Raw genomic sequence first — 24105 nt, 5'->3', positions numbered from 1 at the left:
GTCAGTTGTTAGTTGCTCATAAGCCATGACCAATGACTCATGACTATTTTCTGAGAGATTAATGATGTCCCTCATGCTCTTCACCACCATGATGATCTTCCATCGCTTCACCGATGTAAGCAGCAGCTAAAGTGGCAAAAATTAGTGCTTGAATGGCGCTGGTAAACAATCCCAAGGCCATTACTGGTAAGGGGACGAACAAAGGAACTAGCAAAACTAGTACTCCTACCACCAGTTCATCAGCTAAAATGTTACCGAATAAACGGAAGCTTAGGGAAAGGGGTTTGGTGAAATCTTCAATAATCTTGAACGGCAACATAAACGAAACTGGTTGCACGTAGTTGCCAAAATACCCTAAACCCTTTTTGCTGAACCCAGCATAAAAATACGCTAAGGATGTCAACAAAGCTAAGGCAACAGTTGTGTTGATGTCGCTTGTGGGTGCTGTCAGTTCACCTTCTGGCAGATGAATTAGCTTGAAAGGAACTAGCGCCCCTGACCAATTTGACACAAAAATGAACAAAAACAAAGTGCCGACAAATGGCACCCAAGGGCGATATTCTTTTTCGCCAATCTGGTTTTTAGCCAAATCTCGAATGAATTCCAGGGCATACTCCATCAGGTTCTGTAGCCCACTGGGAATTCTTTTGATGTTACTGCTTGCCAAGACGGAAGCTAGTACTAGCACACCAATAACAAACCATGAGGTGAGAAACACCTGGCCATGTAGCTTCAAGTTACCTATTTGCCAGTACAGATGTTTACCCACTTCCAATTCGGCAAGTGGAACAGAGTAGAAGTTCAGAAAATTCAGCATTTTCTTTCCAATTCAATCGTTTCTCCAATATTACCTGGAGAGGAGGAGCCTTTTTAAGGTTGCCGGAGCTTTGTGGAGTCAGAGATAAACGCCACTCTAACTACGTAGATGATGAGCGTAGCTTTATAGGTGAGAAATCCCAAAAATATGGGCAGTATTTGTAGCTGATTTAAGCGCGATGCTAATAAAATCAGTCCTACTAATAAGGCTAACCGAGTTTTGCTCAGTGATTGTTTCTCTCTGCCCAAACGCTCAACATCTTTTGCCAACATCCTCAAGTAAAGCACACCTGCACACGCCCCTAACAAATAATTCAGGGCAATGTTTAGGGAGTAGGCAATCCACACAGAGATAAAAATAACCCCTGTCAGCACAAGTGTGATTACTAACAACTCCTGATAGAGTTGATAGAAGTCTTGCATGGAAGAGTCTACTGGTTCTGTGTCTTCAAAACCAAGTTGAGCATCTTGTTGTGTTGTCGGAGTCGGTGCAATTGATTCTTCTGACAAGCTCACAGGACTTGAAACCAGTACAGCTAAATTATGATGACTGCACATTCAGTCAGCTGAATCATATCACGATCCGGTAACAATACTTTAGGAAAAAACAATTAACTTCTTGGGATTGGTCATTGGTCATTGGTCATTGGTCATTAGTCATTGGTCATTGGTCATTGGTCATTGGTCATTGGTCATTGGTCATTAGTCATTAGTCATTAGTCATTGGTCATTGGTCATTGGTCATTGGCGACAGAATTACTTATTACCGATTTCTTTCATGAAGCGGGGGTTAGTAAGAGCAGTTGTTGTTTGAGGAGGTATCTTGCTCTGTCTAAGTCTAGCTCGACTTGGGCTAAAATGTTGGCCAATGTGGCACTACCATTACATTTTTGCATAAACTCAAGTTCGGCTGTTGATAAGTTGATGATTTAAGTTTGTATCTTAGCGTACAAAAATGTTTTATAGGGGCGAAAAGTTGTTCGCCCTTACATATATGCCATCTAGCGATCGCTAGACATAGATAAACTGGTTGGTATTCGTCAGACTGAGAGTTGAGGCATTAATACCTTGAACAATACCAATTAAGTCACTGCCAAATCTGATTCCTGTACCGGAAATACCGTCAACAGTTACATTTAATAAGGAGTAGGTTGCAGCACTACCTAGTAGCTGGATGCGATCGCTAATGTCGAAGCTGTCAAAATCACTAATTACTGCATAATCTGTATTACCTTGATTACTGTAGTAGACAGTTCCGGGTATGTTGCTTCTATCCCCAAGGATAAAGATATCAGTATCTAGTAAGCTATCGCTGCGTAAAAAATCTCGTTCGCCATTGCCTGCTAAAGAAAAGTTAGTGCCGTTGAGAATATCATTACCGACCCCTCCAACCAGACTGTCATTTCCAGCACCACCAATCAAGGTGTCATTGCCCTTACCTGCTGTGAGGGTGTCGTTGCCACTGCCGCCGTTCAAACTATCATTGCCGTCATCGTCGCTGAGGAAATCGTTGCCGTCATCACCGTTTAAAGTATCGTTGCCGCTACCGCCAACAAAGCTATCACCACCACTGCCGCCAAACAACCTATCATCACCACTACCACCGCTGAGGGAATCATTGCCACTACCGCCGTCGAGGGTGTCGTTGCCACTACCGCCAACAAGGCTATCGTTCCCGCCATTGCCGTTTAAAGTATCATTGCCAGCGCCTCCATCAAGTGTATCGTTACCATCCAACCCGGAGATTATATTGTTGGCACTGTTACCGTTGATGATATTGTTTTGGGCGTTACCTGTACCGTTAATTGCTGCTCCTCCCTCTACCAAATTTAGGTTCTCTAGGTTCACACTCAAGGTGTAGGAGACATAAGTCTCTACAGTGTCTAGGCCGCCTAAAGCACCACCGACGACTTCTGCGGCTACATCAAGTACGTTATCTACGATGTAGGTGTCATTGTTCTCACCGCCATCCATGTTATCAACACCTGTACTTCCGAACAGGATATCATTACCAGCCCCGCCTCTGAGGGTGTCGTTGCCACTACCACCTCTGAGTTCATCGTTGCCTGCATCGCCATAGAGTGTATCGTTCCCACCCAACCCGTAGAGTGTATCGTTCCCACCCAACCCGTAGAGTACATTGTTGGCACTGTTACCGTTGATGATATTGTTCTGGGCGTTACCTGTGCCGTTAATTGCTGCTCCTCCCTCTACCAAATTTAGGTTCTCTAGGTTCGCACTCAGGGTGTGGGTAACATAAGTCTCTACAGTGTCTACGCCACCAAAAACACCACCAATTACTTCGGCTGCTATATCAAGTGTGTTGTCTACGATGTAGGTGTCATTGTTCTCACCGCCATCCATGTTATCAATACCTGTACTTCCGAACAGGATATCATTACCAGCCCCGCCTCTGAGGGTGTCGTTGCCACTACCACCTCTGAGTTCATCGTTGCCAGCGCCCCCGTAGAGTGTATCGTTCCCATCCAACCCAAAAAGTATATTGTTGGCACTGTTACCGTTGATGATATTGTTTTGGGCGTTACCTGTGCCGTTAATTGCTGCTGCCTCTAACAAATTTAGGTTCTCTAGGTTCGCACTCAGGGTGTGGGTAACATAAGTCTCTACAGTGTCTACGCCACCCAAAATACCACCAACTACTTCGGCTGCTATATCAAGTGTGTTGTCTACGATGTAGGTGTCATTGTTCTCACCGCCATCCATGTTATCAATACCTGTACTTCCGAACAGGATATCATTACCAGCCCCGCCTCTGAGGGTGTCGTTGCCACTACCACCTCTGAGTTCATCGTTGCCAGCGCCCCCGTAGAGTGTATCGTTCCCATCCCATCCGTAGAGTGTATCGTTCCCATCCAACCCAGAAAGTATATTGTTGGCACTGTTACCGTTGATGATATTGTTCTGGGCGTTACCTGTGCCGTTAATTGCTGCTGTTCCTGTTAAATTCAGATTCTCCAGGTTAGCACTTAGGGTGTAACTGACTGAAGCCTCTACAGTGTCTACGCCGCCTAAAGTACCACCAACTACTTCGGCTGCTACATCAAGTACGTTATCTACGACATAAGTGTCATTGTTGTCGCCCCCATCCATGTTGTCAACACCTGTACCCCCTAATAGGGTATCATTGCCACTACCGCCTCTGAGGGTGTCGTTACCACTACCGCCTCTAAGTTCATCGTTGCCAGCACCGCCATTGAGTGTATCGTTACCATCCCATCCGTAGAGTTTATCGTTGCCAGCGTCTCCATTAAGGAGGTCGTTAGTGCTAAAAGCGTTGATAATGTCGTCACCATCAAATCCATTGAAGGTATCAGGGGTGCCTGGATCTGGATCACCAAATAGGGGCAGGATGTCGTTACCATTAGTACCGTTAATGATTGCCATAATGAGATGTTCCTTAACTTAGAGTTATGTTGGAAAATTATTAAAGGAATTGTTTAAGCTGGTCTTTTCAAGACATCTTGTATACCTACAGAGAAGCCAGCTACGTATAACGTATTGTAGATATCAGTACAAGCATTTTCGCGATTAATCTCATAATTGCGAGTTATACAAATGTTTGATTTGCTCCAAGAAATTACTGAGCGGCATTTTCTTCAAGAAGAATACTTATAGTAGAATTACAAAAGTTTTTTACGAAATCAATACGACGATCGCCGTAGTTAATTGTGAAGCAGTAACCATCTACCTATAAAAAGCCGTGAAAAGTTTGTCACAAAATGATTGGCAGAAGATTCTGCTTTTTTTGCGATCGCTTTACGCACCTTGCAGTATTGATAAATTTTCCGTACAAATACTGAAGGCTTTACCAGAGTTAGTAGATGCAGAAATATTCTCAGTAGTCAATTTCAACATTCGAGCTACACCCTTCTCACCGCGCATCCATACGTTTCCCCATCCTGAAATAGGTATGGCTGCGGAATCATTCACATCTCAACGTCAAAATTTTTTCACTCATCCAGTTTCACAACATTATGCTCAAACACTGGATGGACAGGCACTGGCAATTTCAGATTTTTTTAGTGAGTCAGAATTCCAACGCCAAGAAGCTTTTTATGGTTTTTTTCAGTCCCTTGGGTTGGAGGATCAGATGGCGATTCACTTTCAGATTCCTGTCATAGCAAATGCTGATCGGTTTTATCAAGAACAAGACCACTTAGTTTTAGGAATCAACCGCGATCGCCGAAACTTCAATGAGCGCGATCGCTTGATTCTAAATTTTCTTCGTCCCCACTTACAGCAGGCATATCAGAACATTGCGGCATTTACTCAAGTACAGGAGCAACTTAACCAGCTAAATCAGGCAACCGAACAAGTAGGATTAATTACTCTATCTCTTGACGGCAAAGTGGAATGGATAAGCCAAAAAGCTGGAGAATTGCTACATAAATATTGCCCAATATCAAAGCTACCAAACTCGCTACCTGACATCCTTCAAAGATGGATAAATCATCAAATATCTTTACTAAAACAGTTAACCGAGATTTCTTCTCCTGTGCGTCCATTTCACCTGGAAGACAATGGAAGTCAGCTGACAGTGAGACTGAATTATGATGCAGGACTGGAACGGGTTTACCTGCTGTTGGAAGAGATTCAGCCTAATGGCTTTTCACTCAAACATTTAGAAATGCTGGGATTAACGAAGCGGGAAGCCGAGGTACTATTTTGGGTAGCAAGGGATCAGAGTACCCATGAAATTTCCCAGGGGTTGGGAATGAGCGATCGCACAGTTAAAAAACATTTAGAAAATATTTACGATAAATTTGGTGTTCAAAGCCGTCTTGGTGCGGTCATGTACGCATTACAGAAATTGGGTATTGTCAATCTTTAAATGTCAATCCAAGTGTAGCTCGTTGTGTCGTGAGGTAGAAATTGGTTGTTGAATACATTAGACTTGTCCGAAAATTTAAATAGGGCTGGCTGAATAAACGCAAAAACACTAATAGATAAAGCTTTCAGACTCTTTGATGTGAAAAAAGTGCAAGGTTTTTCCAGGAGGAGTTTCAAAAAGAAAGCATTTTTAGCCGACTGGGAGGAAAATTTACCGATAGCAAATGGTTGAAACTATTCCCTACTCCCTGTCTTCACGAAAAGACTTTTTCCGCAAACCCTAAATATATGTTAACCACAACCTTTTTAGAGACGCTGTGTGTAACGTCTCTATATTCTTTTTCGCTTTTATACTTTTACTCCTTTTCTAGCAGCTTTAGCTTTTCTGAGTGCCAGATTTCCCAAAGTGTAAGCCCCAAATATTCCTAAGCCTAAATTGGTAGAAAAGTCAAAGGGTACGGGAGTTGCACCAATGGGAGTTAAGGTTCCATTGGAGAAATTAAAGTTTGGGTTAAAACTGGGGTGGAATATTCTTCCATTAAATGAAGAACTTGAGACAGTAAATGCCAACACCAATGAACTGGGTGTGTAGGAAAATCTGCTACCACCATTTGTTATGGTACCACTGCTTCTATAAAACTGAGTTGGAGCAGTACCATTCCACAAAAAGCCCTGTGTCGGCTGAGTTTCGGTAAAAGTTTTCCCTACCAGTAATGGAGCAACTGTGGAACTGGTGACAGCAACTGTAGCGGCGTTAATGACAAAGTTAAAAGAGCCTGAAGTATTGGCAAAAGTACCATTTGTGTCAAATGTACCAGCTTCAGCACCGCCATTAAAAGACCAGTTCCATGTTAGTGCTTGTGCTGGTTTGGTTTCGGTTAAAGCCATAGTCAAGGCTACACCAGCAGTTGCTATTCCTAGTTTTGTAACTAATTTCACGAGGATTATCTGTAAAAAAACTACACGTATATGATAAGCTGAAACCAGCCTACATAGAAAGTAAAAAAGTACTTTTTACCGGAATCTTCATATGATTGTGGATTTTAGGTGAACAATTAGGGTTAATTAACGGTTAACGATTAATCGTGTTCGCGGAGAGTGCTGTAGGCAAAGAACCCCACCCCTAACCCCTCCCCGCTGTTTCGTGGAGGGGAACTGGATTCCCGATTAAATATTATTTTTAATTATTTTTAGGCTGGTCTTTCTTTTTTAGAATCAAAGCACTAAGCTATCTTAAGCGTAATTGGATGTCGGTAAAATCATTTGTAGTTTCATCAGATTTCTAACTCCATCTATCCCAAGCTGCACTTTGGTTAAAATCTCTGCTACGGTAGATTTACCATCACATTTTTTCAGAAACTCAAACTCGGCTGTTGATAAGTTAACTAGTTATTAATAGTAATTAAATATACATTAGATATCGACGTAATTGAAGTCTGTGTTATTGATAACACTTGAAGAGACGCTGTGTGTAACGTCTCTATATTCTTTTTCGCTTCTATACTTTTACTGCTTTTCTAGCAGCTTTAGCTTTTTTCAGCGCCAGATTTCCCAAAGTGTAAGCCCCAAATATTCCTAAGCCTAAATTGGTAGAAAAGTCGAAGGGTACGGGAGTTGCAGCACTTGGAGTTAAGGTTAACTGGGTGAAACCATTATTTGTGAAGGTATTATCATTTTGGGTACTTCCTATTGGAGTTCCAATTATACCAAATGTGACACGGTAAGGGCTACTGAAAAAGTTGCTACCATTTGTGAAGCCACCACTACCTCTGTAAAACTGAATTGGAGTAGTACCATTCCAGATAAAGCCCTGTGTCGACTGAGTTTCGGTAAAAGTTGCCCCCACCAGTGAAGGCGCAAATGCAGAAGTTGTGACAGCAAATGTAGCGGGGTTAATGACAAAGTTAAAAGAGCCTGAAGTATTGGCCAAAGTACCGTTTGTGTCAAATGTACCAGCTTCAGCACCGCCATTAAAAGACCAGTTCCATGTTAATGCTTGTGCTGGTTTGGTTTCGGTTAAAGCCATAGTCAAGGCTACACCAACAGTTGCTATTCCTAGTTTTCTAACTAATTTCACGAGGGTTCCCCGTAAAAAAAACTACACGGATATGATAAACTGAAACCAGCTTATATAGAAGGTAAGAAAGTATTTTTTACAAGAATCTTCATCTAATTGTGAATTTTAGGTGAAAGATGAGGGTGTCAGTAAAATCATTTGTAGTTTCATCAGATTTCTAACTCCATCTAACCCAAACTGCACTTTGGTTAAAATCTCTGCTACGGTAGATTTACTATCACAGTTTTGCATAAACTCAAACTCTGCTGCTGATAAGTTAACAATTTGGTAATCGTAATTAAATAAACATTGACTGGGAAACCCATCTATGCAGGGGTTGAGTTCGGGAATTGCAGCTAATAAGGTGTTATCTGCTGTCCATTCGGTTTTTGTGAGGGGGGGACGACTGAGGAAAAATTCGTAATGAGTTACTTCAGGGTTCAGTAATTCTATTAATCGGTAACGTTCTCTTTCGCTCAATGCTTCGGCTCGTTCCATTAACTCCGGTGCTTTTTCTAGAAGCTTTTCTAATTGCCAAAATCCGGGATTTGAGAAACCAACAAAGTCTAAACCGGAAGCGTCTATTAATTCAAATAGTGTATCAATGTTGTAATCAGTTTCCTGGGGATGGACGTACATATCAGCAAAACATTCATCTCGCTGATTTTCCATTGACCAACGGTCTTTTTCGCGTTTGACAATTCGGTTATTTTCTGGTAAGGAAGCAAATATTTGTCTTCCGACTTGGACACCATCGCGGTAGTCGCCTTGTTTGTTACCTTGGAGGAGTGCGATCGCTTTTTGCATGAGTTGAATTTCCCAGCGTCCCAATTCTCCATAGACAAAAATGTGCATTAAGCCACCAGGGGCTAGTTTTTTCGCTAATGCTTGAATACCACGAATCGGATCTGGTAGATGATGGAGAACACCAACGCAGTTAATTAAATCAAATTCTCCTGGTAATTGTTCCACATCGTACAAACTCAGATGATGAAATTCTACACGGTCAGCACCAGAACTTTGACAGCGTTTTTTTGCTACTTCTAGAGTTCCTGCGCTTAAATCAATTCCGACTACCTGCGCTTGGGGGTTGAGATGTACTAAATATTCTGTTCCGACTCCTGAACCGCAACCAGCATCTAAAATGCGGATATCTTGCTTTTGTGGTTTTCTTGCCGTGCAGAAGTTGTAAGCGGCTAACCAATTCCAACGCCAATTATAACCTGGTGGTGGTTCGTCGAGGATTGGTTCTGGGGGAAATGGATAGGTGTCGTAGAGTTTGGCTACAGCAGCACTGACGGTTTGGGAGTCGGACATGATCAGGATTAATGCAGTATTTCTGAGTTTAGCCGATGGGGGTAATTAGGGCAAAGGTTATGCGAGGGAATTCTGACAGCAGGGAGATCTTAACAGGGTTGAAAGTCTCTGATTATTCTGAATAATCACCACCAGAACCAAATTTCCATGCATCTACCAGACGATGCCAATAATATTGTTGTTGAATGGGTAAATTATTAACTAATGGGTTTAACATGGGATTTATAGAAAACAAGCCACTATAAATACATAAATTAACGTAATGTAACATCCAGTCTAGCAAACTATCTAAACCAACTTGGGGAATTATTTTCGCAACTAACAAAGGATGAGATAAACCTGTTTTTAACAATGTTTGTGTTAAAGCTCCAAACTGCACCACATCTTGTAAAAATGGTTTAAGTACTGGAGTTCCTAGTTGTTGCATTTCCTGAAAAACGGCTGAGAGAAGTTGGTTAATTTGATTTGGGTCAATTTTTTGTTCTACACCCACACTCATTGCCTTTTGAAATAACCAAGTTACACTTAAACTCGGTTGATAGGGTTGCAATATTGTCAAGTCTTGGACAGATAATTTATCTATTTGTAATGCTTCTTCAATTCCCAATGTTAACCTTTGTAAATGACGTACCATAGCCCCAAAACCACCAAAACTCAAAGGTGATTGATTACCGCTACTATCACCCACTGGTAAAATGCGATTCCAAGGAGTTTTGAGAGGACTTTGGCGATAACTAGGAAAGAAACCAAAGAGCGCTCTTTTAAAGTTCAATTGACTAAGTTCCACGCCCTGATATTCTGGTAAAAAACGGAAATATTCTGCAAATAAAGTTTCTAAACTCAAGCGTTGTGGATTTGCATCCATATAAGTAAATAAATAAGTTGTTCTACCATCTTTTGCAGGGAAAGCTTCCCAAAAATATTGACATTGATTTTGCAAAGTGGTGAAAGATAACAACAAATCGCCAGAGTTATTTTCTGAAAATCCTTCTGCACAACTTCCGACAACTAAACAAAGGGCATCTGGTTTTTTACCTTGACGTGCTTGTTGGCTAATGGGTGAAAGGTTTCCCATTGCGTCAAGCAACAATCTTGCTGTAAATTGATTATTGATCTTGACTCCATTTGGGTGAACCACTACATCGCTAAACGGTGTATTTTCAAATAACTTTCCCCCAACATTGATAAATCTTGTTTTTAAGGTTTCAAGTAAATAAATAGGATCTACACCAATGTTAAGGACATCTTCTACCCAAACTTCTGTACCACCTTGAAAGCTGACTCGTGCGGGGTTATATTTGGTGACAATAGTCTTTTCTAATTCTGCTGCTGTTAGCAAGTCCAATTCTCGAAATACTTCCAACTCTTTCCGGGAAATATTCCATTCTTGTTCCCTTCCTTGCAAAATTCCCCTTTCCAGCAATGCTACCCGCACACCGCGTACAGCTAAAGCGCAACCAATGAGAATTCCTAAAGTTCCACCACAAATAATTACATCCCATTCCACAGAGTTTAAAGGTTGTGGGTTTTCTTTAACTACGTTAGGAATGACTGTGTTGTCTGTTCGCAGGGATGTTAAAATATTATCCGTGCGGCGTAAACCGCTTAAAACATTTCCTGGTAGTTGAGAAAGAATTTCTTCAGTTAGGGACATAACAGTTAATTCCAGCAGAGTTCTAATATTGATATTATCTTTTCAGACAAAAGTTTTAAAAAGCTGACTGTTGACTGCTATAAGTCTTGAGTTTATGGCAATGTGGATATAGAAACGAAACAATAACTTAACTTGTAGGAAATACTTATGAATCGCTCAAAAATAGTAGCCGTTATTACAGGTGCGATTTCTATTCTTTTAGCTGTTGCTTACCTGATAGTTGTGCAAATTCTCGACTACCGAGATATGAAACCTGCCCCTATTAGTGAATTGTACCCACCAGCAGTGATTGCAGAAAGTATAGCAGGTGACAGGTGATAGGGAACAGGTGACAGGTGATAGGTGACAGGTGACAGTGTGAAAAGTCTTTTGGTATCTAGGTTTTATTCTCAATTGGTGTCCTAATTGCTATATCTCCATATCTCCGCGTCACCGTGTCCCCCCGTCCCCGTGTCCCCCTGTCACCGCGTCACCGTAACGGGGTAGGTAAGGCAGCCCCTACAAACTTTTCAATCCATAGATAAAACCTCATGGTTATTATTCAATAATTCAATCCATAGAACTATAAGAATAAATTACAGAAAATATCGTGGATTTATCTAGGAAAGTAATTCCCATTTGGGACAGATAAAGGTAAGCTAAATCTAACAATATTAAACAAAGATAAATTTCCATTAGTGGTCGTCACTGCGTTGATAGGGATCAACGCTAATTGATGTGATCGCTTTAAGTTTTGTTGCAAATATAGAGGTAATTGAATGGCTCAGTACTTGCTAGACAGTGTTTGGCTGATTCCTGTTTATGCTTTAATAGGGGGTCTTTTAGCCATTCCTTGGTCACCGGGGATAATTCGGAAAACGGGGCCAAGACCGGCGGGATATGTAAACTTGGTAATGACGTTTTTCTCATTCTTTCATGCTGTCTTTGCTTTCACAGCAATATGGAATCAACCAGCGCGAGAAGTATTTATTCCTTGGTTATCTACCGCAGGCTTAGACTTAACTATTAATTTAGAAATTTCCTCGGTGAGCGTGGGGGCGCTAATTGTCATTACTGGCTTAAACTTCCTCGCGCAGATATTCGCCATTGGTTACATGGAAATGGACTGGGGCTGGGGACGCTTCTTTTCTTTATTAGGATTATTTGAAGCTGGGCTTAGTGCGTTAGTTCTGTGTAATGACTTGTTTTTCAGTTATGTGATCTTAGAAGTCCTGACTCTGGGAACCTACCTGCTAGTTGGTTTATGGTTTAGTCAGCCTTTAGTGGTGACAGGCGCAAGAGATGCGTTTTTAACCAAACGGGTGGGAGACTTGTTTCTACTCATGGGGGTGTTGGGACTTTGGCCTTTAGCCGGAACTTGGAATTATACAGAGTTAGCTGAATGGGCGGCGACTGCCAATGTTGACCCCACTGTGATGACATTGGTATGTTTGGGGTTAATTGCTGGGCCAATGGGTAAATGCGCCCAATTTCCGCTGCATCTGTGGTTAGATGAAGCAATGGAAGGCCCTGTACCAAGTACAATTTTACGGAATTCAGTGGTAGTGGCGAGTGGTGCATGGGTGCTGATTAAATTGCAACCTGTGTTTAGCTTGTCTACCGTAGTTTCTTCGGCTATGGTTGCCATTGGGGCGGTGACAGCAATTGGTGCTTCATTAATTGCGATCGCTCAAATTGACATCAAACGCTGTTTATCTTACTCTGTCAGTGCTTACATGGGCTTAGTTTTCATTGCTGTGGGAACACAACAAGATGACGCAGCACTTTTATTAGTCCTCACCCACGCCTTAGCCTCTGCATTATTAGTAATGAGTACCGGGGGAATTGTTTGGAACAACATTACCCAAGATGTAACTCAATTAGGCGGACTGTGGACACGTCGCCCCATTTCGGGAATAGCGTTTATTGTTGGGACTTTGGGCTTCATTGGATTTCCCCCCCTAGGCAGCTTTTGGGCATTATTTAAATTAGCAGATGGACTTTGGACAACTCACCCTGGGTTGGTGGGAATTATCATTGCCGTTAATGCTTTAACTGCCTTTAGTTTAACTAGAGAATTCGGTTTAATTTTTGGTGGTAAACCAAAACAAATGAGTGAACGTTCTCCTGAAGCTCTTTGGCCAATGGTTTTACCAATGGTAATTTTAGTAGGCTTTGTTTTACATCTACCTTTAGTATTGCAAAGCTTATCATTACTACCCAATTGGGCTACCTTAAATAAAGATATCGCTCTACTGTTAATTTGGTCGAGTATCTTCGGTTGCGGCATCAGTGGGGTGATTTATTTAGGCAACATTCCTAAACCAATTCGTCTGCCTTGGAAAGGGTTACAAGATTTACTGGCTTACGACTTTTACACACCAAAACTCTATAAAATAACCATCATTTTCGGTGTTGCCCAAATTTCCAAATTCGCCGATATGCTTGACCGTTTTGTAATTGATGGCATCGTTAATTTAGTTGGTTTATTTTCTCTTCTGGGTGGAGAGGGACTCAAATACAGCACCACTGGACAAACTCAATTTTATGCCTTTACCATTCTTGTAGGAGTTGGCGTGTTAGGTGCGTGGGTAACTTGGCCATTCTGGGGAATACAGTTTTTAAGTTTAGTGTTCTGAACGTAGATCATGGCAGATAGTTCGGTAGGAAAAATCTGCCTCAAAAATTGTGAATTTTGAATTGTAAATTTTGAGAATAATTTATTATGCTGAGTGTTTTAATTTGGATACCAATTATATCGGCTGCAATTATTGGGTTTTGGCCTGGTAATGCCATCGAACCAAGTCGCGCCCGGTTAGTATCTTTAACAGTAGCGGGAATAGTGTTACTGTGGAATGTATTCATTCTCCTGAAATTTGATATCAGTTATCCAGGAATGCAATTTCAAGAATATTTACCTTGGAATGAAACCCTGGGATTGAACTATCAATTAGGAGTTGATGGTCTATCAATATTAATGTTGGTTTTAAATAGCTTTCTAACTTGGATAGCTATTTATAGTAGCAATAAAAACACCGAACGTCCCCGCCTTTACTACTCGATGGTTTTATTAGTAAGTGGTGGTGTTGCTGGTGCTTTCCTAGCAGAGAATTTACTGCTGTTCTTCCTGTTTTATGAACTAGAATTAATCCCCTTTTATTTATTAATTTGTATTTGGGGAGGAGAAAAAAGAGCTTATGCTGGAATCAAGTTTTTGATTTATACAGCAGTTTCTGGGGCTTTGATTCTGGCAACATTCTTGGGTATGGTATGGTTAACCGGTTCTCACAGTTTTGCTTTTGATGCCGTTTCTACCCAAAACATTTCCGCCGGAATGCAATTACTGCTTCTAGGGGGAATAGTATTAGGGTTTGGGATCAAAATGCCCTTAGTTCCCTTCCATACATGGCTACCCGATGCTTACGTCGAAGTTTCTGCACCTATCGCTATCTTGCTGGGTGGTGTATTAGCAAAGCTGGGAACCTATGGACTATTGCGGTTTGGACTGGGTATGTTTCCCCAAGCGTGGAGTGTAATAGCGCCTAGTTTAGCAATTTGGGGAGCTATCAATGCTATTTATGGGGCAGTCATAGCGATCGCGCAAAAAGACATCAAGCGCATGGTAGCATATAGTTCCATTGGACACATGGGCTATATTTTACTAGCAGCCGCAGCCAGCACACCTCTATCATTAGTTGGTGCAGTTGCTCAAATGTTCAGTCACGGAATTATACTCGCCATTCTTTTCCATTTGGTAGGTATCGTAGAAGCCAAAGTCGGGACAAGAGAATTAGATAAACTCAGCGGTTTAATGAGTCCCATACGTGGTTTACCTCTCATTAGCGCCCTACTCGTTTTAAGCGGAATGGCTAGTGCTGGTATTCCTGGTTTAACCGGTTTCGTAGCTGAATTTATCTCCTTTCAAGGTAGTTTTTCTACCTTTCCCATTCCCACACTTTTATGTGTAGTTGCATCTGGTTTAACCGCAGTTTATTTTGTCATTCTTCTCAACCGCACCTGTTTTGGTAGACTTCAAAACAATTTAGCCTATTATCCTAAAGTTGTCTGGGCGGAAAAAATGCCCGCTTTGATTTTGGCATCTCTCATCATCTTTTTGGGAGTGCAACCAACTTGGTTAGTGCGTTGGAGTGAAACCACTACTACATCAATGGTAGCAGTCATTCCCACTCCTGAAAAAACTGTAATCTCGGAAATTGCTTTGAAGTAGTTATACAGTACTTCCTTCTGTGATGATGTACACCCCTAGCGGGCATCTTGCCCGCACCACAAGGGTTTTATTTTTCTAGTTTGTACCTCATTTGAACGAAATATGCTGTATCAAGTTCTTCTATTTACTCTCTTTTCTCCAGAAGAATTATGATTAAATGAACCGCGTTCGCGTAGCGTCCCGTAGGGATAGGCGCGAAGGGCGCGAAGGAAGAAGGAAGAAGGAAGAAGGAAGAAGGAAGAAGAAATAGCCATGACGTTAATACTGCCAGAGTGGCAACATGATGTTTTGAGTATTTTTCATGCCCTGAAAATACGTAAAGATTTGCCCAATATTTCTACACCATAAATCAATATTTCATCTTTTTTACAGGAAATCAAAATGGTACAAACTCCAGAAAAATCAACAACCAAATTACCACCCTCCAGACACGAATTTGCAGAAATTATTCATCGGTTGGAAGCTGGCGGTTCAATGTTGCCAGATACCCCTGAAAACTTAATGCAAATTATCGGTATCTACAAAGCTTATGCTGTACCGATGGATTTCTACTGGCGGGACTTACTTTATATAGCTGAACGCGAATTTTTAAACCCATTTCCCTTCTTTAAATACTTCCTACCTCAAGAGTATTTGGATTTACATAATCATTATGCTGGTGATGATGCTGATTTAAGAATTTGGCGCGGTGAAGCCACTGCACATCCTGAACTTTTGGCATTTATGGAGAAAGGTGAAACTTTCAAAATGCCAAAATTATTGCATCATTTATTCCATGACAGAATTAACATGGAATTTGCAGAAGCTTGTATGCGGGCAATGCTGTGGCATCGAAAAATGTACGCCCCAGTAAATCAGTTTGATGCTTATTTAGATTCAGAAGAATATAAAGCTAATGCTGATAAAGCAATTACAGCTTACTTTAAAAATAATCCCCTAATGATGGGAATGTACAAACTGTTTCCAGATATGTTTTTGGAACAGTGTCGCCAAATGTCTTACTATTCCAATTTGGGATTATTTTGGGAAGTAATGGCACCAGTATTTTTTGAAATGTCTGACATCTACGACGAAGGCGGATTTAAAGGCGTTCCAGATGCAATGGATTTTTTAGTAAATGGCATATTTGCTATTGCTGGTCGTCCCATTTATCATCATATATATGTAGATGGCGAATGCTTTGAAATCATTCCCAAATCTAAGGGTTTCACCTGGCTATATGAAGCTGCATTACCCTATGTAGAAGCCGTTTTTTATCGTACTGCACCTTTCCGGGGGACAAAATCCTATAATGCCCAAGCAGGACAAGTTCCTGAAGATCAAAAAGACTTTCACTATGGTATTCTCTATGCTGATGTGTTTCCTGTGGGAACAGCAGGAATTCCACCCACATTATTAATGCAAGATATGTTGCATTTCTTGCCCCAATATCTGATTGATTATTACCAAAAATATTGCCGGGGTGAAGAGGATATGTTGATTCAGTTGGGGATTACTTTTCAACGTTCAATGTATAACGTCACCTCTGCGGTAATTCAAGCTTTAAGGACTGCACTTTTGTATCCTTTAGATGATACAAATCCCAAGCATTTACAGGCAAATCGTGAATTTTTTGAAATGCAGATTAATCGCTTTACCCGTGCTGATTATAATATGCGTGATGCTGCTAGGTTACGGGATATTCAAAGGCAAGATTATCGCTAGAATATCTTGGCGAAAATAAAAATCTTAAAACCTGATTATTTTGTAGGGTGGGCAATGCCCACCAACCCTTATTGAGAAAGTGCAAGATGTGAGTTCACCTGCCATACAGTTCAGAACACTGTCTTTTTAAGAAGCTTAACTATTGCTTGGACATCAAATTTTTGGACAAGTTGTAAAATGCGATCGCAGAATTGGCTATACTGACTATCCAATTCCTTAATTCGTTGTGCTTGCAGTTCAATTTCGGCAATGTCACCGATAATGGCAGCATTGTATATTGTTTGTAGTTCTTCCGGTGGTGGAACTTGGAGGGTAGACTCAGTAATTTCTGGGGGTGTAGAAATATCACTTGATGGCTGTTCATATACCCACTCTACTTGAAGATGTTTATGTAAGCAAAGAAGTAATTCTTCAGATTGAATTGGTTTAGGAAGAAAGTCATTACAACTTAATTCTAAACTAGCGGCGTTATTATTTTTAATACCTAAACTTCTGGCACTCCAAGCAATAATAATCAAATCATGTAACTGGTAATCTTCTCGCAACCGTTGAGTAAATTCAAACCCATCCATTACAGGCATAATAATATCAGTAATTACTAAATCCGGTTGCCAAGAAATCACTTGGGTTAAACCTTCAGCCCCATTACTGGCTTCTGCACAGATAAATCCCCAAGATTGTAGCAACTCAATTAAAACTTCTCGATTAATTTGGTTGTCATCAACAACTAAAATCCGGCGTTTCTGACCTAAATAACCAATAATTTGTCCTTGATTATTGGTTTTATTCCGAATATTTGATTGAGTAATAACAGGTAATGTAACTACAAAGCAAAAACTGCTACCTTCACCCAAAATACTGCTAACTTGAATTTGGCTATTCATCAATTCTACAATTCGCTGACTAATAGACAAACCTAAACCGGTTCCTTCTATTTGTTTAACCCTATTTCCCACCTGCTCAAATGGCTGAAATATCTTTTCTAATTGTTCTGGATTCATTCCCACCCCTGTATCTTTAATAGTAAAGCGGATACAAGCTGTGGAAGGAATATCAGCAACATTCAACTCTAATAAATCCACTGCAAAAGTCACACTACCTGCGTCTGTGAATTTGATGGCATTACTCAATAAGTTAATTAAAACTTGTCGGAGGCGTTTTTCATCTACAAAGACACTTTCAGGTAAATTGTTATCTGCGTGGTAGTGAAAAAAAATATCTTTCTGATCAGTGCGGACGCGCAGCATTTCTACAATACTAGATAAAAATGAACTTAACTGTACCTCTTGGGGGTAAAGCTCCATTTTCCGAGCTTCAATTTTAGCCAAATCCAACACATCATTAATCAAATTAAGTAAGTGAGTACCACATTCATGAATAACCTGCACCCCATTGCGATGCTGCTCTATTTGGGGTGATGATGGGGTGTGTAGTAATAAGTGCGATGCCTGTGGTTGGCGTAGCCATCGTTGCATAATTTGGGTATAGCCAAGAATACCATTGAGTGGTGTCCGCAGTTCATGACTCATACTCGCTAAAAATTCGCTTTTAGCTTGGTTTGCCAACTCTGCTGTTTGTTTAGCTTTTGCTAGTTCTTTGGTGCGTTCTTCTACCTTGACTTCTAAAGTTCGAGAATATTCCTCAACTTGTTGCTTTGTTTGTTCTAGGTTTTGATATAACAAGGCATTTTCAATAGAAACTGCGGCTTGTGCTGTGAGAAGATGTAAAACCTCTAACCGTTCAGGAGTAAACGCTTCAGATGTGAGTTGATTTTCCAGATACAAAATACCAATAAGTTGCCCTTGATTGAGGATAGGAGTGCAGAGTATAGATTTAGGTTTTTCTATTTCAATATACTGGTCTTTACTGAAATTACTCTGCTGATTAACCGAATTTAAAACGACGGTTTCTTGTGTTCGAGCTACGTAATTCAGAATAGACTTGGGTATGGATGTTTTGGGAATTTCATTTAAAGGAGTAGATGCAAAACTTTGTATTGTTTGATTATTTATTTTTCCTTCTGCTTCTACCACCCAATCATTATCTTTTTTTAGTAGCAAATAACCTTTAGATGCACCTGCATTCTCCAACACAATCTTCATTAATTTATCTAAAAGATGATGGAGAATAATTTCACTACTTAATGCTTGGGATGCTTTAAGAATACTTGCAAAATCTAAGTTTGCAGAAGAGGTAGAACTATTAATTGAGTGAGTTTTAGATAGAGGAGCGGTTATTCTTAACCATTGGGGATAACGGGATTCTAAATCTGTAACTTTTGCCTTTGCACCCCAACGTAAATAACCATAGTAGGCTTCTTGGAGATAGACAATTCCTATTTTTTGTCTCCCCAAGTCTAAATAAAATTGACCTGCTAGTTCATTTGCTAAGGCTTCTTCTTGGATATATTCATTTTCTTTGGCTCCCGCAATAGCTAAATCATAATATTCCATTGCCTCTAAAGGCTGTTTCAATATACGATATGTTTCTGCTTTGACTAGATACCATTTATGTAAAAAATTCATAGGGGCGTGATTTGCCCATTGTTGCATTTTTTCTTGATTTATCTGCACTTGAGCGAGAATTTCTCTTTGTTCTGTCACAGAGGACTGATGATAAACTGCCAAATAGCTCAGAGAATCGTAAAAATAGAAGCTAGTAAAAATTAACAACCCCATAACCGCATCTAAATATTGTTTAGCTAATTCGGAATTCATCCGCGCTTGGCTATAATTACCGAATAAATAACAAAGTATTAATTGATAAATATAAATCCGAGAAATGGCACTGATATCACCTATTTTTTGATGAATAGGCAACATTAATTCTACGTCATAACTTGTACCCTTCAAACAGCAATTATTTTCGGCTTCACCCAGTAAATTGAATATTAATTGTTGATGGATATGCAACAAGTTCAAGATTATTTGCTGCTTAATTTGACCAATTACGGTAATGTAGGTGGTTATTTCTTGGTTTGAGCTTTGCAGTTCTTTACCCCAGAAAAGATTATGCCCAAAATAAATATAAATACAATAGCTACCAAACTCGAAATCTCCCGTTTCTACAGCCATGAGATAGCTAGCCAACAAAGGTTGTAAAGCCGTTTGAATATGACTGTGCCAATGATTGATAAAACTATTGACAAGAAAAAAAATTTTAGAGCGAAACTCTTGAGCATTTAATTTTTCTAGTAACCGTAAAGCTAATTGACCGAATTCAAACCCGGTGTTAATTTCATTAAAAACACCGCACAGCAGCATACCATAAGCTGCATATCCATAGGTAGACTCTCTAGCATTTCCAAACTGAATGGACAATTTTACTATTTGCAAGATAATAAGGATATATAAATCTGGAGCAGTCATATAAGCTGCTGATGATATTCTTAATAAAATGCGGATAGCTGCTAGTTGGGTAGGGTCAGTCATCAATGGCAGTTCTAGCAAGTCAGCAATAGTTTTATCATGTAACTGTGACTGGATATCCTGGAATTTTAGGCTAATATTTGCCTGAGTAGAGGAAGCTGGAAACTCGATTCCTAACTGCTCAAGCATATCCAGTCCCAAGTTAATAGCTTCTAAGAGACGGTTTTGAGCCACATACGCTTGGAGTTTTATTTCGTAAGTGGTGATTTGATCTAAGAGATTGGTTGCTTGTTGTGAAATAACATCAGTCAGTTCATTTGTCTTTTGGAAATTACCACTCAGGTATGCTGCCTCTGCTGCTTTTTCATACAACTTAAGACTGAGATTGTAATAGGATTGCCAGTGGTTTTTAGGTAGTAATTCAATTCCTGTTGCTAAATATTGAAAACTGGAAAAATAAGCGCTGGTGGCTTTAGCTCTCTGACCTGCTTTGAAGTTTAATTCTGCTATTTGTAACTGTTCGCTTTCCTCTCTAATTATAGGAATAACTTTATTAAATTGGTTGACAATTTCAAAAATTTCTGATTCTTGTTGGTTGGGAGTATTTTGTGCTAGTAACAAGCGGCCAATTTGTAAATGAGTGGCTTGTTTTTGATCTGCATCCATCAATGAATAAGCTGCTTGTTGTACGCGATCATGCTGAAACTTAAACTTGATTTCACGGCTAATTTGCTGCTGATAGGTTTGAATATTTAGTAATTTATATTTGTCATTTAAGGGAATGATCAAGCCGGATGTAATAGCTGTCCAAATTTCAGTTAATGTTGTTTGTATTTGACGCTGACAAATAATAGCTAAAGTCTCTAAATCAAATTGGTTGCCAATGCAAGCTGCTAATTGCAAACATTGTTGAGTATTCGGCTGTAGTTGAGCAATTTTACTAATCATTAAATCAACTACATTGTCAGTGAGATTTTGCAGGCGAATTTTTTCTATATTCCACTGCCATTGTTGCTTTTGATGCTCAAATATTAGTAATCCTTCTGTGTAAAGAGATTTGAGGAATTCATTAGTAAAAAAGGCATTACCTTGGGTTTTGCTGTAAACTAATTCACTCAAAGAATGAGTATATTGAGGTTCTGTTAAGAGTGCATCAGCGATGAGAGAATTGACATTGGCAATACTCAAGTTTTGCAGTTCAATAGTAGAAATAGTAGCCCCAGACTGTTGAATTGAGTCTAGTGCTAATTTGAGTGAGTGGGTTATATCAACTTCATTATCCCGGTAAGCACCAATAATTAGTAGGGATTGGTGGGAGAAGTCTTGCATTAATGATTGCAGTAGACTTAGGGATGAGGTATCTGCCCATTGCAAGTCGTCAATGAAGATAACTAGGGGATGTTCGGGACAACAAATGGCTTGGATAAACTTTTGAAATAGGAGTTGAAAGCGGTTTTGTGCTTCTTGCAAACCAACGGGAGTGACTGGTGGTTGAGTGCCAATAACTCGTTCTAGGGAGGGAATAAAATCAATTAAAACTTGGCCATTGTTACCTACTGCCTGGATAATTCTCTGATTCCATTGGATTAATATCTCTTCTGGTTCTGCAAGAAGGCGATCGCACAATTCATTAAATGCTTGTGTTAAGGCATAATAAGGAATATTACGCTGGTATTGATCGTATTTTCCAGAGATATAATTTCCCCGCTTGGCAGTCATAGGTTGATGAATTTCTCGCACCAAAGCAGATTTGCCAACACCAGAATAACCTTTAACTAATACTAATTCACACTGTCCTTGACTCACGCGTTCATAAGCTGCTAGTAACTGTTGCCGTTCTTGTTCCCTTCCATAAAGTTTTTGTGGCAGAATAAACTTTTCCCTAGCATCGCGGTAACTCAAGGGAAAAACCTTTACCATTCCCTGAGTTTGTAATTCATACAGACATTGTTCTAAGTCTCGCTGCAAGCCATAATCAGACTGATAGCGGTCTTCTGCATTTTTCGCCATCAGTTGTAAAATAATATCAGATATGGCTTCGGGGCAACGTCCTTCTGTTAATTGGTATGGTGAAATAGGTAGTTTGGCAATGTGTGCATGAACAACTTCTAGGGCATCAGTTCCCGGAAATGGTAAATTGCCTGTGATCAGTTCGTAAAAAGTCACACCCAAAGAGTAAAAATCACTGCGATAATCAATATCTCGGTTCATTCTTCCCGTTTGTTCGGGGGAAATATAAGGTAGTGTTCCTTCTAGAGTTTGTAGATGTTTAAGGGTGGACTTTTCCCGTGCGAGTACTGTGGATATGCCAAAATCAATTAGTTTAATTTGTCCAGTGGATTGATTGAAGAGAATATTGTGGGGATTAATATCTTTGTGAATAATGCCAGCTGCATGAACTTGTCCCAATGCGATGGTAATAGAAATTGCTAACCCCAGAAATTCGGATAATTCTAACTTACCTGCTAACTCTAAACGTGCCAGTGACTCTGCACCAAAGTCTTCTAGGACAAGAATTGGCTGATTGTTGGCCTTTTCTAAAGCATAAGCCTGAACGACTCCCGGCAGTTGTAGTTGTCGTTGTACCTCATATTCCTGTTTTAGTTCAGCTATTTGTTCTGGTAGGGGTAAATGATGACTAAAAGTTTTGAGGACAACAGGACAGTTATCTATGATCCTATAACCACGATATATAGCATTTTTACTATTAACAATTATTTCAGAGGTGATTTCGTAACCAGGTAAAGATAACAACAGTTGATTAGTTTGATTTATCATAAATAATTCAGTATCTATTTTTAATTGTTAGAGGTGAACAATGGCAGTTCAATTACAAACTCTGTTCCTTGTCCATGAATAGATGTAAATTCTAACTTACCACCATGTTTTTCCTCAATAATTTCACGAGAGATAGTTAATCCTAATCCCGTTCCTTTTCCCACTGCTTTAGTAGTCATATAGTGTTCAAATAACTGATTTTTAATCTCTGGACTTATACCTATACCATTATCTTTAATGTAAATACAAATGTGCTGATTATCTTGTAATTTAGTCCGAATATAAATATAATTTGGTCGAGCTTGAATATCGGTAAATTGGCGACCATTATTAGTTTCTTCCACCGCATCAATAGCATTGGCTAAGATATTCATAAACACCTGGTTAAGTTGTCCAGGGTAACACTCTATTTCTGGTAAAATACTGTACTCTTTGATAACTATAATTTCTGGATGCTGTTCATTCGCTTTTAGTCTATGTCCGAGAATTAACAGTGTACTATCTAAACCGTCATGAATGTTAAATTTAATTTTAACATCTGTATCTACCCGTGAAAATATCCGCATTGATTTACTAATATTTGCAATTCTGTTAGTTCCTTCTTGTAAAGATTCCAGCAATTTAGGAAAATCATGTGCCAGATAATCAAAATCAATATCTACTAACTTATCTGCGATTTCTGAGACTGGTTCAGGGTAGTATTTTTGATACATCCGCACCAAATTTATTATATCTTGTGTGTATTCATATGCATATTTGAGATTGCCATTAATAAAGCTAACTGGATTATTGATTTCATGGGCAATACCAGCTACTAACTGCCCCAGTGAAGACATTTTTTCATTTAAAACTAATTGAGATTGAGCTTTTTTAAGTTCTAGAGTACGTTGTTCAATTCGCTGTTCCAAAGATGCATTTAGCTCAACTAAACTATTATTATTTTTTGTCAATTTCTGAGTTAAACTCTGTATTTTTAGATGCAGATTAACTCGCATTAATACCTCTTCTTGTTGAAAAGGTTTAGTAATATAATCAACAGCCCCAAATGAAAAGCCTTTAACTTTATTTTCAGCATCTCCTAGAGCAGTCATGAAAATAATAGGAATGTTCTGAAATTTTGGCTGTGATTTAATATATTTACAAGTTTCAAATCCATCTAGTCCTGGCATCATTACATCAAGTAAAATTAAATCTGGTGTAGCAATATCAAGACGTTCTATAGTAGTTTGCCCATCATTAGCAATCAAAACTCTAAATCCAGATTCTCGTAAAAAGTCAAAGAGAACTTTAATATTAGTGGGGTTATCATCTACAATTAAAAGAGTAGTTTGTTCAGGGTTTTTCATGGCTTCTC

General features: G+C 39.6%; 14 protein-coding genes. 5 read left to right on the top strand and 9 right to left on the bottom strand.

Annotated features, from left to right (window positions below; all coding sequences use genetic code 11):
- Window positions 1-58 precede the first annotated feature (58 nt).
- From atpB to H6G68_RS04895, 3 genes are all read right to left on the bottom strand, one after another.
- The gene (gene atpB, locus H6G68_RS04905) at window positions 59-817 is read right to left on the bottom strand and encodes a F0F1 ATP synthase subunit A (RefSeq protein WP_190713726.1); all 759 of its coding nucleotides are present in this window, start codon (window positions 815-817) and stop codon (window positions 59-61) included.
- Window positions 818-870: 53 nt separating this feature from the next.
- On the bottom strand, window positions 871-1332 hold the full coding sequence (locus tag H6G68_RS04900) for an ATP synthase subunit I (protein ID WP_339327838.1): 462 nt from the start codon (window positions 1330-1332) through the stop codon (window positions 871-873).
- A gap of 495 nt (window positions 1333-1827) precedes the next feature.
- Window positions 1828-4221, bottom strand: a complete 2394-nt coding sequence (locus tag H6G68_RS04895) for a calcium-binding protein (protein ID WP_190905620.1) — start codon at window positions 4219-4221, stop codon at window positions 1828-1830.
- A 316-nt stretch (window positions 4222-4537) separates the two neighbouring features.
- Here H6G68_RS04895 and H6G68_RS04890 point away from each other — a divergent pair, with 316 nt between their 5' ends.
- Window positions 4538-5668 carry a LuxR C-terminal-related transcriptional regulator gene (locus H6G68_RS04890; RefSeq protein ID WP_190905619.1) on the top strand — a complete coding sequence of 377 codons (1131 nt, stop codon included), beginning with the start codon at window positions 4538-4540 and terminating at the stop codon, window positions 5666-5668.
- Window positions 5669-6015: 347 nt separating this feature from the next.
- On the opposite strand, the gene H6G68_RS04885 is transcribed toward H6G68_RS04890, so the two are convergent.
- The 4 genes from H6G68_RS04885 to H6G68_RS04870 form a co-directional block, all read right to left on the bottom strand.
- Window positions 6016-6606 carry a PFE-CTERM domain-containing protein gene (locus H6G68_RS04885; RefSeq protein WP_190905618.1) on the bottom strand — a complete coding sequence of 197 codons (591 nt, stop codon included), beginning with the start codon at window positions 6604-6606 and terminating at the stop codon, window positions 6016-6018.
- Between the two features lie 559 nt (window positions 6607-7165).
- Window positions 7166-7744, bottom strand: coding sequence for a PFE-CTERM domain-containing protein (locus H6G68_RS04880; RefSeq protein WP_190905617.1), 579 nt, complete (start codon window positions 7742-7744; stop codon window positions 7166-7168).
- A gap of 105 nt (window positions 7745-7849) precedes the next feature.
- On the bottom strand, window positions 7850-9040 hold the full coding sequence (locus H6G68_RS04875) for a class I SAM-dependent methyltransferase (RefSeq protein ID WP_190905616.1): 1191 nt from the start codon (window positions 9038-9040) through the stop codon (window positions 7850-7852).
- Between the two features lie 112 nt (window positions 9041-9152).
- Complete coding sequence (locus tag H6G68_RS04870; RefSeq protein WP_190905615.1) at window positions 9153-10694, bottom strand: FAD-dependent oxidoreductase; 1542 nt, start codon at window positions 10692-10694, stop codon at window positions 9153-9155.
- Window positions 10695-10841: 147 nt separating this feature from the next.
- Between H6G68_RS04870 and H6G68_RS04865 the strand changes: the two genes are divergently transcribed.
- The 4 genes from H6G68_RS04865 to H6G68_RS04850 all read left to right on the top strand — a co-directional run bounded on the left by H6G68_RS04865 (window position 10842) and on the right by H6G68_RS04850 (window position 16605).
- Complete coding sequence (locus H6G68_RS04865; protein ID WP_190648768.1) at window positions 10842-11012, top strand: hypothetical protein; 171 nt, start codon at window positions 10842-10844, stop codon at window positions 11010-11012.
- A gap of 440 nt (window positions 11013-11452) precedes the next feature.
- Window positions 11453-13312, top strand: coding sequence for an NAD(P)H-quinone oxidoreductase subunit F (locus tag H6G68_RS04860; protein WP_190905614.1), 1860 nt, complete (start codon window positions 11453-11455; stop codon window positions 13310-13312).
- A gap of 86 nt (window positions 13313-13398) precedes the next feature.
- Entirely contained in the window at window positions 13399-14901 is a 1503-nt protein-coding gene (locus H6G68_RS04855; protein ID WP_190905613.1) for an NADH-quinone oxidoreductase subunit M, read from the top strand.
- A 381-nt stretch (window positions 14902-15282) separates the two neighbouring features.
- Window positions 15283-16605, top strand: coding sequence for a CO2 hydration protein (locus tag H6G68_RS04850; RefSeq protein ID WP_190905612.1), 1323 nt, complete (start codon window positions 15283-15285; stop codon window positions 16603-16605).
- A 110-nt stretch (window positions 16606-16715) separates the two neighbouring features.
- On the opposite strand, the gene H6G68_RS04845 is transcribed toward H6G68_RS04850, so the two are convergent.
- Window positions 16716-22751 carry a hybrid sensor histidine kinase/response regulator gene (locus tag H6G68_RS04845; protein ID WP_190905611.1) on the bottom strand — a complete coding sequence of 2012 codons (6036 nt, stop codon included), beginning with the start codon at window positions 22749-22751 and terminating at the stop codon, window positions 16716-16718.
- Between the two features lie 20 nt (window positions 22752-22771).
- The gene (locus H6G68_RS04840) at window positions 22772-24097 is read right to left on the bottom strand and encodes a hybrid sensor histidine kinase/response regulator (RefSeq protein WP_190905610.1); all 1326 of its coding nucleotides are present in this window, start codon (window positions 24095-24097) and stop codon (window positions 22772-22774) included.
- Window positions 24098-24105: the final 8 nt, after the last annotated feature.

Source organism: Anabaena catenula FACHB-362 (assembly GCF_014698735.1).
Classification (GTDB): Bacteria; Cyanobacteriota; Cyanobacteriia; order Cyanobacteriales; family Nostocaceae; genus Anabaena; species Anabaena variabilis_A.
The sequence above is the reverse complement of the archived record's forward strand: the minus strand, read 5'-3'. Positions and strand labels throughout refer to the sequence as shown.